The sequence below is a fragment of the Nocardia sp. NBC_01327 genome, assembly GCF_035958815.1.
Classification (GTDB): Bacteria; Actinomycetota; Actinomycetes; order Mycobacteriales; family Mycobacteriaceae; genus Nocardia.
In genome coordinates this window covers 5,272,949-5,286,139 of sequence record NZ_CP108383.1, presented here as the reverse complement: position 1 = coordinate 5,286,139, position 13,191 = coordinate 5,272,949, and the positions used below count along the sequence as shown (strand labels likewise).

The following is a 13,191-nucleotide window of genomic DNA, read 5'->3' as shown; positions in this document are numbered from 1 at the left end:
TGTGCGGAGGAGCCCTGTCGTCACACTTGCGTTGAGCTGTCGTGCTGGGGTCCAGGTAGCAATCGCCGGGAAAGCAACGGATATGGCGTGCGGAGACCTGCTGCGGCCGAGTGGGTTTCGCGAAACATCGAGTGTTCGGTCCGGCTACTTCACCGGAGATGCGAATCGCTCGTTAGCCCGGCCGATGACGTCGTCGAGCACTTCCCGGGAACGAAGCAGGTCGCTGATGGTCTGGTCGATGCGATTGCGTTCGGCGCGCAATTCGTCGACCAGCTCGGGCGTAGCGCGCTCATTCGCGCCGCCGTCGCTGTCGCGCATGCAGGGGAGGATCTCGAAGATCTTCCTACTGTTGAGGCCTGCCGCGAACAACTCCTGAATGTGGATGACCCGGTCGACAGCGCGCTCCGGATAGTCCCGCTGTCCGCCAGGGGTTCGGTCCGCGGGCAGCAGCCCCTGTTCCCCGTAGTACCGCAGCGATCGTTCGCTCACTCCAGTACGTCGGGCCAGTTCACCGATTCGCATACATCAACCTCGGTCCCGCACTTGCCTCTCACATCAATGTCAGGTTTTATCGTATCGGCATGATCGAAAACGAGAACATCTTCACCGCCTTCCGGCTCGGTGACCTGCAGCTTTCACACCGGCTGGTGATGGCCCCGATGACCCGTAATCGCGCCGAGGACGACGGTACCCCGTCAGGGCTCATGGCCGAGTACTACACCCAGCGCGCTGCTGCGGGCCTGATCATTGCCGAGGCCACCACTCCCAGCAGGGTCGGACAGACCTACCCCAACATCCCCGCCCTGTACAACGATGCACACATCGCGGGCTGGCGGACGGTCACCGACTCGGTGCGCGCGGCGGGCGGGCACATGTTCGTGCAACTCCAGCACGGCGGACGGGTCGGCCACCCCGACAACAGCGGGTTGATACCTGTAGCGCCGTCTCCGATTCCACTGCCCGAGGGCGTCCACACCCCCTCCGGGCACCAAGACGCGGTAACTCCGAAGGAACTCGACCCGGCCGAGATCGATTCCACCATCGGGGATTTCGTGACGGCTGCGCGCAATGCCATCGATGCGGGCTTCGAGGGCGTGGAAATCCACAGCGCCAACGGCTACCTGCTGCACCAGTTCCTGGCCTCCAACACCAACCACCGCACCGACGAGTACGGCGGTAATATCGACAACCGCATCCGGTTCACCCTCGCGGTCGTGAATGCTGTGGCCACTGCCATCGGACCCGAGCGGGTCGGCGTGCGGCTGTCACCGGGCAACACCACCAACGGTATTGCCGAGAACGACACCGATATTCTCTACCCGGTCCTGGTGGCGGCGCTGGCAGCACAGAATCTCGCCTACCTCCACCTCGTCTTCGCCGACTCCACCAGTCCACTGTTCCAGCAGATCCGCGCACTATGGCCGGGTGTGCTCATCGCCAACCCCTACCTGGGATGGGGAGTGCCCCTGCCCGAGGACGGCGGGAAGCGGGCAGCCGAAGCACTGCTCGCCGCAGGCGCGGATCTCGTCTCACTGGGACGGTCTTTCCTGGCCAATCCGGATTTGATCGACCGCCTGCGCAGTAAAGCCCCACTGAACCCGGTGCGCGATGCCTACCTGATGTACGCCGGCGACGCCGAGGGCTACACCGACTACCCAGCCCTCAGCGAGGGACTCACAGACGTGGCATGACCGAATCAGCTTTACCCGAGCGGTTGGTTTGTGCAGGGTGTGACGAATTGCGCCAGCCCGAGTTCGTTTGGGGGTCAGCGCAAATCAAAGCGCGTGTTTCGTATTCTGTTCCGTCCCCGCCTTTCGAGCACCGGGACCAGAAGCGGCATGGACTGCAGCAGCTGGACCGGCGTCACGGGCAGATTCTTGATTCCGTACTGGGCCAGGAAGCCCGCGCCGTCGCAATGGCCTGTCAGTCCGCGGTGGCATCGGAATACGCACCGAACTGTGCGCGTGTCGAACGATGAGTTTTCGAGGCCGGGACCGTCACCATTACTACCGACCGAGAAAGGACGTCGCGACGTGAATGAGCCCGAGATTCTTATGCAGGGAATCGTGTTCGGCGAGTCTCCGCGCTGGCACGAGGGACAACTCTGGTTCTCCGACTGGGGAGCCAACGAGGTGATCGCGCTCGGCCCGGACGGCGGGCACGAGGTGATCGTGAAGATTCCGTCGTTTCCGATGTGCATCGACTTTCTGCCGGACGGGCAATTGCTGATCGTGGACTCGGCGCAGCGACAGCTGCTGCGCCGCGCCGCCGACGGATCGCTCGTCCGGCATGCCGACCTCTCCACGGTGTCGGAGCAGCCGTGGAACGACATTGTGGTCGATGACCGGGGTTATGTGTACGTCAACAGCATCGGATTCGATTTCCCCGCAGCGGAATTCGCGCCGGGGTTTGTTGTCGTGGTCACCGCGGACGGCGCCGTTCGGCAGGTCGCCGACAACCTCGCCTTCCCGAACGGGATGGCGATCACGCCCGACGGGCGCACGCTGATCGTCGCGGAATCCTATGCGGAACAGTTGACCGCCTACGATATCGAGCCCGACGGCGGTCTCGGCAATCGCCGGGTCTGGGCGGCGACTCCGGGTGATCATCCGGACGGGATCTGTATCGATGCCGAGAATGCCGTTTGGTACGCCGATGTGGGCAATCGGCATTGTGTCCGGGTCGCCGAAGGCGGGGCGATACTGGCCACCGTCGAGCTCGACCGGGGTGCGTTCGCCTGTGCGCTCAGCCGGGGCGAGAACCCGTATCTGTATGTGGTGGGCCAGAATTGGGGTGGTCCCGAGGCCTCGGAACCCACGGGGCAGGTTGTCGCGTTCCCCGCTCCCGCGCCGGGAGCAGGAAAACCCTGACGCGCAATTGCCCCGCACTCCCAGGAGTTTTCCTCGCAGGATGGCGGGCAGTGCCATAGCGTTGAAGTAGAGAACCGAGCCGGATCCGCGGAAGGAGGGGCAGATGCGACAGCAACCGGGGGCGATCGGATATCTGCGCCATGATGTGTCTGCCGCGCACCAGCAGTGGGATATCGCCCAAATACAGCACCTCGCAAAACGTTTGGGCTATGACCTGTGCAAGATGCTGGTGTTCGGGCCGGAGACGGACGAGCCGATCGAGCAGCTGCGCGATGCGGTCTCACAGCTCGAGGCCGATGCGGTCATCACCGTCGGCCTCGAGCACTTCGACGGCGATGTTCCCGATCGAATCGTCGACCTGGCCGATGTGATCACCGTCAATCCGGAGAACACCTACACCCGCTGGGTCATCCCGCCGAACTGACCGCATGCCGTACGACAGGGGATGCGGCCGGGGTTCACCCCGGCCGCACGGGTCTTCAGTTGTCCCGCAGTACTTCTCGCACCCGCTTGACGAAAGCTTCCGGATCCTCCGCGAAGCCGCCGTGGCCGCCGGGGAACAGCTCCGGTTCGATGCCCAGCGCCGCCGCGAGCTTGCGGGAGGTGTGATCGCAGAACTTGTCGGTGGACGTGTCGCCGATGCCGACGATGACGAGGGTGGGAGTCGCGCGCAGACCGTCCAGGTCGGGCTCCCAGCCGGCGGTGCCGCGGAATTCGTGCTTGTAGAAGAACGCTTCGGAGGCGACGGCCTCGGGATCGCGCGGGTTGGCGAACATCTGCTGCATGACGGGCTCCGGCATGGCCAATCCGGTCATGGCGAAGAACTTTCGCACCCCGGCTTCGGCATCGACCGAGCTGTAGGTGTCGATGATCTCCTCGGCCTCGGCGCGCAAGGCGTCCCGATCGTCGAGGAGTTCACGCAGCGGCGGCTCGTGCGCGATGAGCGTGGACACCACGTCGGGATGATGCAGAGCCAGCGCGAGACCGGTGATAGCGCCGCCGCTGGACCCGATCACAATCGCCGGTCCCGCATCGAGATCGGTGATCAGCTGCGCCAGATCATCAGCTCGCAGTTCGGGGGTGGAATCCTGATTCGGATCGTTCAGTGTGCTCTTGCCGTGCCCGCGCGGGTCCGGGGTGAGCACCGTGTAGTCGGACGCGAGCAGTTCCGCGGCGGGAACGAACGGCCCCGAATCCATCGGCGCACCGACCAGCGCCAGCAACGGCCCGCTGCCGCGTACTTCGTAATAGAGGCGGCCGTCGGGCACGGTCAGGAAGCCGGTGGTCACGGGGGTGGTCGAGGTCATGGTTACTCCCAATGGGCAGGCGACGCTTACACCACTTGAGACGGTACGCCCGGCCCGGATTCATCGGAACCTGCCAACTCCGTGAGTCGGCTGCCTACTGCTCAGTCGTCTCGTGGCCGAGAATTGCGGTGATCGAATCCGCGACGGCGGCCATGCCGGAGGAATTGGGGTGGTACGGAGCGCCTTTGCCAGCCATCGGATTCGGGAGTTCGAAACCGGTGACCCAGGGCTGCGGTCCGCAGGCGGTGTGCTGGGATTCGTCCGCGGCGGCGCGCACCACAGTCGCGCCTGCCGCATCGGCGGCGCGCTGGGTCGCGGCGAGCAGGCCGGTGTAGGTGGCGCGCAAGGCTGTTGCCTGGTCCGGGGTGAGGGGCACGGCGGCGCAGGTCTCGGCATGGACGTCGAGAACGGGTAGGTAGTCGACCAGCATGACGGTCGCATCCGGGGCTTTCGCTCGGACGGTATCGACGACCTCGGCCAGCGACCTTTCCACCCGCTCCAGGTCCGCGGCGGTGGCCTGGGTGGCCTTGCCGCCACAGGCATTGGGGCCGAGGGTATTTCGGCAACTCAGTGTGGTCAGCGCACCGACATATCCGAGGTCGTTTCCGCCTATGGTGATCGTGACCAGACGCGCGTCGGAGGTGACGGCATCGATCTGCGGTGCGAGGCTACGGCCGGTGACACCGTGCTGATGGTTGGTCAGGATATCGGCGCTGGTGGCGCCGCTGCAGGTGGCGTCGATCAGGTTCAGGTGGAAGCGGTCCGCGACCAGATGCGCGTAGTCGGCCCCGGAGCGGAGGCAATCGAGGTCGATGATCGGTTCGAGCGCCGGACCCGCGGCATAGGAGCTGCCCAGCGCGACATACGTCGTACCCGCCTCGATCAGCGGTGAATTGCCATGTGCCGTACCGGTTGCGATGCCCGCCGTGGTGCACGCCGCCGCCACCGCGGCGAGCCGTCGGAGACTTCGGCGGCTCGCACTCTCGGCTGTGGGCATGACCTAACTCCTCACTCGGCGGACGATCTCTCGTGCCGGGCATCGATGAACGCGCGCCCTCACCTTAGATTCCGCCGCCTCACTCTCCCACCACCGGTGGCGCGACACCGGCGACAATTTCCTGCAGTGCCGCGATATGGCCGTTGAACGCGTCGCGCCCGGCGCTTGTCAATTGAGCGCGCACCTTGCGGCGGCCGGCGTCGAGCCGCCGTTCGGTGAGGACGTATCCGGCCTCTTCGAGTGTCGCGAGCTGTTTGGACAGCGCCGAATCCGACAGCCCCAGACGGTCTTTCAGAAAGGCGAACTCGGCCCAGTCCGCGGCCGCGAGAGTGGCGACGAGGGTGAGCCGGGTGCTCGGATGAATCAGCTCGTCGAACCGTGCAGTGGTCATGCCCGTGCCCAGCGGCGCAGGACGCGCAGCATCTCCGGACCGCCGAATCCGATGATGGCCGCGACGAATACGCCCGCCCAGATTCCGGCATGCCTGGCGCCGTCGGCATCGAGCGCGAATGCCACACCGACGGTGAGCGCAACCAGCCCGAGCAGCATGCCGATCACCACCAGCGGGGTGCGGCGACCCGCGACGGATGCGCTGACCTGGAGTTGATCGGTGCGCCGCCGGCCGTCGAGCAGCCGGGACGCGAGGGCCGAATGCCCCATGCCGAAGGCCAGGGTGGCGACGGAGATGAGCCAGGTCGGCCCGACGCCGCCGATCACTCCGAGCACGAGCCACCCCGCGGCCATCGCCCACCAGTAACCGCGCGGCAGGCCGACCTCGTCGGCTACCCGGCGTTGCGCGGCAGCGGCCGCATCGAGCGCGGCGCGGGCTTGATCGGGTGCGGTGTTGTCCATGATGACTCCCCTTACTTTCCTACTAGGAAAGTAAGAATGCCACTTTCCCATCAGGAAAGTCAAGGGCTGCTGCGCAGGTAGACGCGCTCGAGACCATTTGCCGATTCCAGTAACCTATGTATATTAGGTTTCTGCCTATCCATCATAGGAAGAATGGAGAGCCGCGATGGCACCCCGAGCGGGCCTGTCCGCCGATCGCATTACCCGCGCCGCCGCCGACCTCGCCGACGAGGTCGGGTTCGACAATGTGACGCTGTCCGCGGTCGCCAGGAAGTTCGGTGTGAAGGATCCGAGCCTCTACTCGCATGTGCGCAATCTGCAGGATCTGCGGACGCGTATCGCGCTGCTGGGCGCCGTCGAGATGACCGACAGGATCGCGGCGGCCGTCGCGGGGCGGGCGGGCAAGGATGCGCTCGTGGCATTCGCGGATGCGTACCGCGACTTCGCGGTTCGGTATCCGGGCCGCTATGCCGCCACCCAGAGCCGGGTCGATCCCGCCGCGATCGCCGACGCCCCCGGTCTGCTGCGCAGCGTCGAACTCACGACCGCCATGCTGCGCGCCTACCACCTCGGCGATGACGACCTCGTCGACGCAGGGCGGTTGCTGCGCAGCACATTTCACGGCTTCGCCACGCTCGAGACGAGCGGCGGCTTCGCACACTCCCGCGAGATCGATCGCTCGTGGGCGCACATTCTGGATGCCCTGCATCTGCTCCTGCTGCAGTGGCCGACCTCCGAGGAGAACCGATGAGATCCGATACTCTGCGCGTGCCCGGCGCGAGCCTCTACTACGAGGTGCGCGGCAATGGTCCACTGCTGCTGCTGATTCCGGGTGGCGGCGGGGATGCCGCGGTGGTCGATCCGATCGCGGATCTGCTCGCCGAGCACTTCACCGTGGCCTGCCTGGATCCGCGTGGCTACTCCCGCAGCACCCTCGACAGCGCGGAACCGCAGGACCAGCGGGTGGAGGTGCAGAGCGATGACGCCTACCGGCTGATCACGCACCTCACCGATGAGCCCGCGTACGTCTTCGGCGGCAGCAGCGGGGCGATTGTCGGCCTGGATCTGCTGGCTCGTCATCCGGAGCGGATCCGGCGGCTCGTTGCGCACGAACCGCCCTGCTTCGCAATCCTTCCCGATGCCGAGGTACAGCGTGCGTTCGTCGACGAGGTGTACACCCTCTTCCGCACCGAGGGCCTGGTCGCCGCGGGTATGCGATTCCTGGAAGGGATCGGCGGAACGCTGAAGCCGATGCCGGCACCGGCGGATCTGCCGCCTAGGGCTGCCGCCATGATGGCTCGTCTGCAGGCCAATTCCCCGATCATGATGGAACACGAACTGCGCCAGTTCACTTCGTATGTTCCGGATGCCGAAGCGCTCGCCGGCGTTGTCGATCGACTGGTGCTGGGCTCGGGCCGCGAGACCGGTGCTCACCTCCCGGCCCGCCCGGCGGCCGAACTCGCCACCCGGCTCGGTGTCGAGGTCACCGAATTCCCGGGCGGACACAGCGGTTTCACCGATGAACCCGAGGCCTTCGCCCAGTTGCTGCTGGAAACGCTGCTCGCCCCGGTGCGGAGCTGACGCTCGCCGCACCCTCGGATCTGCCGGAGCGGGCGACCGCGCGCTGCTAGCGTCGATCCATGATCAATGGTGCGCACACCATCATCTACGCCTCCGACGCCGATCGCGCGCGAGCATTCTTCCGGGATGTGCTGAAGCTGCCGAATGTGGATGCGGGCGGCGACTGGCTCATCTTCAAATCGCCGCCCGCCGAACTCGCCGTGCATCCGGCCGCGCCGCCGGAGAGCGGTATGGCCGCGGTCTATTTCATGTGCGACGACCTCGAGGCCACCGTGGCGGAGCTGCGGGCCGAGGACGTCGAGTTCACCTCGGAGATCACCCAGGAGCGCTGGGGGCGGATCACCAGCTTCCTGGTGCCCGGTGCGGGTGAGGTCGGCCTGTACCAGCCGCTGCACCCGGTCGCCTACGATCTGGAGTGATCCGCGGGCGCCGTAGGGGTTGCGTCTAATATGCTCCACCCGTTGATTTTTCGTGTATTCCTGAGATCGGGTAGCCCATCCGGGAACCACTGAACGAGGGGTTGTGAGCATGATCGTGGTGACGGGTGCAACCGGCAATGTCGGCGCGGATCTGGTGCAGTCCCTGGCGGGCGGCGCGGAACCGGTACGGGCACTGGTGCGTGACCCGCAGCGGGCCGCCTTACCCGCCGGTGTCGAGGCTGTTGCCGCCGACCTGACAGCACCGGACACTCTGGGGTCCGCATTCGAGGGTGTCCGAGCACTGTTCCTGCTCCCCGGCTATCCGGGTGTGGCCGAGGCCGCCGTGAAGGCAGGCGTCGAACACATCGTGCAACTCTCGGGAGTCTCGGCGGCCACCGGCGATACCGGCAATGCCGTCACGCGGTACATGATGGCGTCCGAAAAAGAGGTCACCGAATCCGGCGCCTCCTGGACCATCCTGCGCCCCTGCGCCTTCGACGCCAATGCACTGCGCTGGCTCCCCCAACTCCGCGCCGGCGATGTGGTGCGCGCCAATTTCCCCGAAGTCCGCACCGCCTCCCTGGACTCCTACGACCTGGCAGCCGTGGCTTCCCACGCCCTCCTCGACGACACCTACAACAGCGAAATCCTCTGGCCCACAGGCCCGGAACCCCTCCGCCCCGCCGACCAGATCGCCATCCTCGCCGAAGTCCTGGGCCGCGACCTGCAGTGTGTGGGCCTCACCCCCGACGAATCCCGCACCGATATGCTCCGCAACACCCCCGTCGAATACATCGACGCGTTCTTCGACTTCTACGTCAACGGCGCCATCGACGAATCCATAGTCCGCCCCACCGTCGAACAAATCACCGGCCGCACCCCCCGCACCTTCACCCAGTGGGCCACTGCCCACGCCGAAGCCTTCCGCTAGACCACAGTTGCCCGCCGATCGCGCGGCATGACTTGCCTCCTGCTCGATTGTCTTGCCCGCCAAGTTAATACGCTCAGGGATTCTGGAGTGCCGGGTCCGGGCGGAGGGCTGGTTCGATGTTGTCGAGCAGGTGGTCTGCGTAGTCGGCGTCGAGGGGGGCGCCGGTGATCAGGAGGCGGTAGTAGAGCGCGCCGTAGATCAGGTCGATGATGATGTCGGGGTCCAGGGTTCGGCGGAACTCGCCCGTATCGATGGCTTTCGAGATCAGGCCGTGAGCGCCTGCTCGGCGGGTGGCGATGAAGCGTTCACGGAGGGCTGTGGCCAGTTCGGGGTCGTGTTGGCTGGCGGCGACGAGGGCGACGAAGGGGCGGCGGGCGCGGGGGGTGTTCATCAGGTGGGCGACCTGACGGACTTGGGTTCGGAGGTTGGTGAGGGCGTCGCCGTCGGCGGGGAATTCCAGTTTGGAGCTGGTGGCTTCGGCGAAGGCGTCCATGAGGACCGCTGCCTTGTTGGGCCACCAGCGGTAGATGGTGTTCTTGCTGACGCCGGCGCTGCGCGCGATGTCGTCGACGCTCAAGCCGGGCAGACCCTTATCGGTGAGTAGCTCGCGCGCCGCGGTGAGGACTGCTTGGCGGGCGCGTTCGCTGCGTGGCCTGCCGGGGGTGGCGGGTTCACCGGGGGTTGTCATGATGACCAGCCTACTATTACGATACTGCACGTTCAGTATCGTAATGAGAAATTGATCGGCACGGAGGCATCATGGCGCTCGACACCTACTACACGCTGGGACGTTCGGGACTGCGGGTCAGCCCACTCGCCCTGGGCACCATGACTTTCGGGCAGCCGGACTGGGGTGCGGATGCCGAGACGTCGGGGCAGATCTTCGACGCCTACCTCGAGGCGGGCGGCAATTTTGTCGATACCGCGAACGTCTACAGCGGTGGCGCCAGTGAGGAACTGGTCGGAAAACTGCTCGCCGAGCGCGGGATTCGCGATCGCACGGTGCTGTCCACGAAATTCACCCTCGGAGCACGGCCCGGTGACCCCAATCTGGCGGGCAACGGCCGCAAAGCCATGCTGCGCTGCCTGGAGGATTCACTGCGCCGGCTCGGCACCGACTACATCGATCTCTACATCATGCACGCATGGGACGGCCTGACCCCGGTGGAAGAGGTGATGCGCGGGATGGACGATCTGGTGTCCTCGGGCAAGGTGCGCTACCTCGCGTTCTCGGACGTCCCCGCCTGGTACGCCGCACGGGCCCAGACGCTGGCCGAATGGCGCGACTACGCACCGCTGATCGCGCTACAACTGGAGTACTCGCTGGCCGAACGCGGACTCGAATACGAATTCCCCTCCCTGGCACAGGAATTGGGCATGGGTCTGATGACATGGGGCCCGCTGGCAAAGGGCTTGCTGTCGGGCAAGTACTCCGCCGACGCCTCGGGCACCGAGGACCTGCCCGAAGGACGCGTCAAAGTCGCTGCCCTCCACCGGCCTTCGCAGGACAACCGCAGTGAGCGCAACTGGCGCATCGTGACCGAACTGGCCGCCGTGGCGCAGGAGATCGGCCGCAGCCCCGCGGAAGTGGCCGTGAACTGGGTGGCCAACCGGCCTGCCGTGGGCTCAGTTCTCCTGGGCGCCAGCAAGCTTCATCAGATTCGGTCCACGGTGACCTCCCTCGACTTCACCCTCCCCGAGGAACTTCGCCACCGGTTGGACGAGGTCAGCGCTCCCCCGGCGGCCGTGCCCTACAGCTTCCTGACTCTGCTGCAGGGCGGCCTCAATGCCGATGTCCGGAACAAGCCGGCCGGGTACAGCGCACAGGCTTGAGCGGTTGCCGTGAACAATGCGCGCTACAGCCAGGTGGTCGCGAGCCACGCGGCAACACACGCCAGGACGAGCAGGAAGATATTCAGCCCGATCACCCTGAACTCGCGTCGGCTGATATGCAGCGCCAGCCCACCGACCTGCACCAATGCCAGCCCGACAGCCGCGAGAAGTGCGAGCACCGGCGCGATACCCGTCAGCGGCGGCAGGATCAGCCCGACCGCTCCGAGCACCTCGAGCCCGCCGATCGCGCGCACGAAGCTCATCGGCACGGTGTCGATCCAGCCCATCATCGGCCGCAGCTTTTCCTTGGACTGCACCACTTTTGTCCCACCGGAATACACGTAGAACACGGCCAGCACAGCGGCAACGATCCAATACGCCACGTTCATTCAGCACATCCCTCTGGTTTCAAGTTGTCAGGGGTCACCCTATAGAGGCAGCGACGGCGCTACCGGTCGTGCAGAGTTCCGGGGGCTGCCGGGAGCTGCGCATCGGTGCCGGTGAGCTGAACAGTGGTGTCCCACAAAGCATGTGCGACGTCCTCGTCCTGAGCCGCACGTGAGGTCTTGCCGATCGCGGGAAACCCTTTGATGCCACCGAACCCGTCGGGTCCCACATACGAGCCGCCCGGAATATCACTGACGGCCGCGAACAGGGTGGGCAACGCTCCATGCTCGGCATCGTTCAAAATCGACCCCAGCGCCTTGTACAGAACCGCCCGCCCGCCACCGACATGGGCGGTGAGGTTCGTACTGGCGATGCCCGGATGCGCCAGCAGCGAACGCACCCGGCTACCCGAGGCCGCGAGGCGGCGATCGAGTTCCAGCGCGAATACGGTCACGTCGAACTTGGAATCGCAGTACGCGGCCGGGGGGTTGTACCGCCGCTGTCTCCAGTTCAGATCGCCGAGGCGGACCCGCCCCCGGCGATGCAATTGCGAGGAGACCGTGATCACCCGATCGGTAACGTGCGGCAACAGCAGATTCGTCAATGCGAACGGGCCGAAATAGTTTGTGGCAGCCTGCGATTCGAAGCCGTCGGCCGTGTAGGCGAGGGGAACCTCCATGATTCCCGCATTGTTGACGAGAATGTCGATATCGCCGGTCCATGCCTGCGCGAAACTCCGGACCGAGGTCAGGTCGGCCACATCGAGCTGCCGCACCTCGGTATTGCCGGGCATGTCCCGAACAGCCCGGTCGCCCTTGTCCGGGTCGCGAACCGCCAGCACCACACGGGCTCCGGCACGTGCGAGTTCGCGCGCGGTGATCAGGCCGATCCCGCTCGTCGCGCCGGTGACCACGGCCGTACGCCCGGTCAGGTCCGGCAGATCGCTTGCGGTCCATTTCGCCATGCTCGGCTCCTTCGGTCTCGGGTCTCGCATCTACTCCACCGAAGCGAACCGGCGGCGACAAGGACGCACCTATCCACTGATAGATGATCTGCGGATACGTGCGCCGCGGGCGTGCGACTCGCCAAGGGTGGATCATCAGGTCCTGGATGAGAGTGTTCGACACCGGTAGGCATAGGGGGACAGACAAGTCCTGGGAGAGCATTGATGAATCGGCCGGAACTCGCGGATTTCCTGCGCACTCGCCGTCAAGGGCTACAGCCCGAGGACGTCGGGCTCGAACGCGGCCCCCGGCGTCGTACCAGCGGCCTGCGCCGCGAAGAGGTCGCGCAATTGTGCGCCATGTCGGCCGACTACTACGCCAGGCTGGAACGCGGCACCGGACCCAGACCCTCCGAGCAGATGACCGCCGCCCTCGCGCGCGGGTTGCGACTCTCCCTCGCCGAACGCGATCATTTGTTCCAATTGATCGGACATCACGCTCCCCAGCGCGCGATTCGGGACGACCATATAAGTCCGGCGCTCATGCGAGTACTCGACCGATTCGATGATGTACCCGCCCAGATCATGAGCGGCCTCGGCGAGACCCTGCGCCAAACACGCGTCGCCCGTGCGCTATTGGGCGACGAAACTCGATTCACCGGCCCGTCCCGCAGCGTTTTCTATCGGTGGTTCACCGACCCCGCATCGCGAAACATCTACCCCGAAGAGGATCAGCCGGGTGTCGCGCGGATCTATACCGCGCAGCTCAGGCGCGTTGTCACCGAGCAGGGCCCGGATTCGCCCGCGGCGGAATTGGCGCGCACCCTCGCGCAACTGAGCACCGAATTCTCCGCGCTCTGGAGTGATCACGAAATCGGTCTCGGATTCACCGAGCAGAAGCGCATTCTGCATCCGGAGGTCGGGCTCATCGAAGTGCACTGCCAGACCCTGCTCGATCCCGATCAGCATCAGGCCCTGCTGCTGTTCATCGCCACGCCCGGCAGCAGCAGCCAGGAGAAGCTCGACCTGCTCTCGGTGATCGGGAACCAGAACCTCACGATCGGACTGTGA

17 protein-coding genes are annotated in these 13,191 nt (G+C 65.6%); 9 read left to right on the top strand and 8 right to left on the bottom strand.

From position 1 onward, the window contains the following. Positions 1-144 precede the first annotated feature (144 nt). Complete coding sequence (locus OG326_RS24405; RefSeq protein ID WP_327139444.1) at positions 145-522, bottom strand: MerR family transcriptional regulator; 378 nt, start codon at positions 520-522, stop codon at positions 145-147. A 59-nt stretch (positions 523-581) separates the two neighbouring features. Between OG326_RS24405 and OG326_RS24400 the strand changes: the two genes are divergently transcribed. The 3 genes from OG326_RS24400 (at position 582) to OG326_RS24390 (ending at position 3,294) form a co-directional block, all read left to right on the top strand. After that, on the top strand, positions 582-1,691 hold the full coding sequence (locus OG326_RS24400; RefSeq protein WP_327139443.1) for an alkene reductase: 1,110 nt from the start codon (positions 582-584) through the stop codon (positions 1,689-1,691). Positions 1,692-2,033: 342 nt separating this feature from the next. Beyond that, entirely contained in the window at positions 2,034-2,870 is an 837-nt protein-coding gene (locus OG326_RS24395) for an SMP-30/gluconolactonase/LRE family protein (protein WP_327139442.1), read from the top strand. A gap of 103 nt (positions 2,871-2,973) precedes the next feature. After that, positions 2,974-3,294 carry a hypothetical protein gene (locus OG326_RS24390; RefSeq protein WP_327139441.1) on the top strand — a complete coding sequence of 107 codons (321 nt, stop codon included), beginning with the start codon at positions 2,974-2,976 and terminating at the stop codon, positions 3,292-3,294. Between the two features lie 55 nt (positions 3,295-3,349). Here OG326_RS24390 and OG326_RS24385 read toward each other — a convergent pair whose 3' ends face one another. The 4 genes from OG326_RS24385 to OG326_RS24370 all read right to left on the bottom strand — a co-directional run bounded on the left by OG326_RS24385 (position 3,350) and on the right by OG326_RS24370 (position 6,026). Further along, a complete protein-coding gene (locus OG326_RS24385) occupies positions 3,350-4,177 on the bottom strand; it encodes an alpha/beta fold hydrolase (protein WP_327139440.1) in 828 nt (275 codons plus the stop codon). A 94-nt stretch (positions 4,178-4,271) separates the two neighbouring features. After that, the gene (locus tag OG326_RS24380; RefSeq protein ID WP_327139439.1) at positions 4,272-5,174 is read right to left on the bottom strand and encodes an SGNH/GDSL hydrolase family protein; all 903 of its coding nucleotides are present in this window, start codon (positions 5,172-5,174) and stop codon (positions 4,272-4,274) included. A gap of 79 nt (positions 5,175-5,253) precedes the next feature. Continuing rightward, the gene (locus OG326_RS24375) at positions 5,254-5,565 is read right to left on the bottom strand and encodes a transcriptional regulator (protein WP_327139438.1); all 312 of its coding nucleotides are present in this window, start codon (positions 5,563-5,565) and stop codon (positions 5,254-5,256) included. After that, positions 5,562-6,026: a hypothetical protein gene (locus OG326_RS24370; protein ID WP_327139437.1), complete on the bottom strand. Its 465-nt coding sequence runs from the start codon at positions 6,024-6,026 to the stop codon at positions 5,562-5,564. Before OG326_RS24370 ends, OG326_RS24375 begins: the two co-directional genes overlap by 4 nt. A 166-nt stretch (positions 6,027-6,192) precedes the next feature. Between OG326_RS24370 and OG326_RS24365 the strand changes: the two genes are divergently transcribed. From OG326_RS24365 to OG326_RS24350, 4 genes are all read left to right on the top strand, one after another. Continuing rightward, positions 6,193-6,777, top strand: a complete 585-nt coding sequence (locus tag OG326_RS24365) for a TetR/AcrR family transcriptional regulator (protein ID WP_327139436.1) — start codon at positions 6,193-6,195, stop codon at positions 6,775-6,777. Next, a complete protein-coding gene (locus OG326_RS24360) occupies positions 6,774-7,607 on the top strand; it encodes an alpha/beta fold hydrolase (RefSeq protein WP_327139435.1) in 834 nt (277 codons plus the stop codon). The genes OG326_RS24365 and OG326_RS24360 overlap by 4 nt, the downstream gene beginning before the upstream one ends. A gap of 59 nt (positions 7,608-7,666) precedes the next feature. Beyond that, positions 7,667-8,026, top strand: a complete 360-nt coding sequence (locus OG326_RS24355) for a VOC family protein (protein ID WP_327139434.1) — start codon at positions 7,667-7,669, stop codon at positions 8,024-8,026. 118 nt (positions 8,027-8,144) lie between these two features. Further along, positions 8,145-8,957 (top strand): NAD(P)H-binding protein, encoded by an 813-nt coding sequence (locus tag OG326_RS24350; protein ID WP_327139433.1) that lies wholly within the window; start codon positions 8,145-8,147, stop codon positions 8,955-8,957. Positions 8,958-9,030: 73 nt separating this feature from the next. On the opposite strand, the gene OG326_RS24345 is transcribed toward OG326_RS24350, so the two are convergent. Next, positions 9,031-9,645, bottom strand: coding sequence for a TetR/AcrR family transcriptional regulator (locus OG326_RS24345; protein ID WP_327139432.1), 615 nt, complete (start codon positions 9,643-9,645; stop codon positions 9,031-9,033). Between the two features lie 71 nt (positions 9,646-9,716). Between OG326_RS24345 and OG326_RS24340 the strand changes: the two genes are divergently transcribed. Continuing rightward, on the top strand, positions 9,717-10,790 hold the full coding sequence (locus OG326_RS24340) for an aldo/keto reductase (RefSeq protein WP_327139431.1): 1,074 nt from the start codon (positions 9,717-9,719) through the stop codon (positions 10,788-10,790). Between the two features lie 23 nt (positions 10,791-10,813). On the opposite strand, the gene OG326_RS24335 is transcribed toward OG326_RS24340, so the two are convergent. After that, positions 10,814-11,149, bottom strand: a complete 336-nt coding sequence (locus tag OG326_RS24335; protein ID WP_327139430.1) for a DoxX family protein — start codon at positions 11,147-11,149, stop codon at positions 10,814-10,816. An 89-nt stretch (positions 11,150-11,238) separates the two neighbouring features. Beyond that, entirely contained in the window at positions 11,239-12,141 is a 903-nt protein-coding gene (locus tag OG326_RS24330) for an oxidoreductase (protein ID WP_327139429.1), read from the bottom strand. A gap of 201 nt (positions 12,142-12,342) precedes the next feature. Between OG326_RS24330 and OG326_RS24325 the strand changes: the two genes are divergently transcribed. Beyond that, a complete protein-coding gene (locus OG326_RS24325) occupies positions 12,343-13,191 on the top strand; it encodes a helix-turn-helix transcriptional regulator (RefSeq protein ID WP_327139428.1) in 849 nt (282 codons plus the stop codon).

Bases quoted from the DNA above. Each gene is read 5' to 3' on its own strand.
- OG326_RS24405 (WP_327139444.1), bottom strand. From the start codon at position 522: ATGCGAATCGGTGAACTGGCCCGACGTACTGGAGTGAGCGAACGATCG.
- OG326_RS24400 (WP_327139443.1), top strand. From the start codon at position 582: ATGATCGAAAACGAGAACATCTTCACCGCCTTCCGGCTCGGTGACCTG.
- OG326_RS24390 (WP_327139441.1), top strand. From the start codon at position 2,974: ATGCGACAGCAACCGGGGGCGATCGGATATCTGCGCCATGATGTGTCT.
- OG326_RS24385 (WP_327139440.1), bottom strand. From the start codon at position 4,177: ATGACCTCGACCACCCCCGTGACCACCGGCTTCCTGACCGTGCCCGAC.
- OG326_RS24380 (WP_327139439.1), bottom strand. From the start codon at position 5,174: ATGCCCACAGCCGAGAGTGCGAGCCGCCGAAGTCTCCGACGGCTCGCC.
- OG326_RS24375 (WP_327139438.1), bottom strand. From the start codon at position 5,565: ATGACCACTGCACGGTTCGACGAGCTGATTCATCCGAGCACCCGGCTC.
- OG326_RS24370 (WP_327139437.1), bottom strand. From the start codon at position 6,026: ATGGACAACACCGCACCCGATCAAGCCCGCGCCGCGCTCGATGCGGCC.
- OG326_RS24365 (WP_327139436.1), top strand. From the start codon at position 6,193: ATGGCACCCCGAGCGGGCCTGTCCGCCGATCGCATTACCCGCGCCGCC.
- OG326_RS24360 (WP_327139435.1), top strand. From the start codon at position 6,774: ATGAGATCCGATACTCTGCGCGTGCCCGGCGCGAGCCTCTACTACGAG.
- OG326_RS24355 (WP_327139434.1), top strand. From the start codon at position 7,667: ATGATCAATGGTGCGCACACCATCATCTACGCCTCCGACGCCGATCGC.
- OG326_RS24345 (WP_327139432.1), bottom strand. From the start codon at position 9,645: ATGACAACCCCCGGTGAACCCGCCACCCCCGGCAGGCCACGCAGCGAA.
- OG326_RS24340 (WP_327139431.1), top strand. From the start codon at position 9,717: ATGGCGCTCGACACCTACTACACGCTGGGACGTTCGGGACTGCGGGTC.
- OG326_RS24330 (WP_327139429.1), bottom strand. From the start codon at position 12,141: ATGGCGAAATGGACCGCAAGCGATCTGCCGGACCTGACCGGGCGTACG.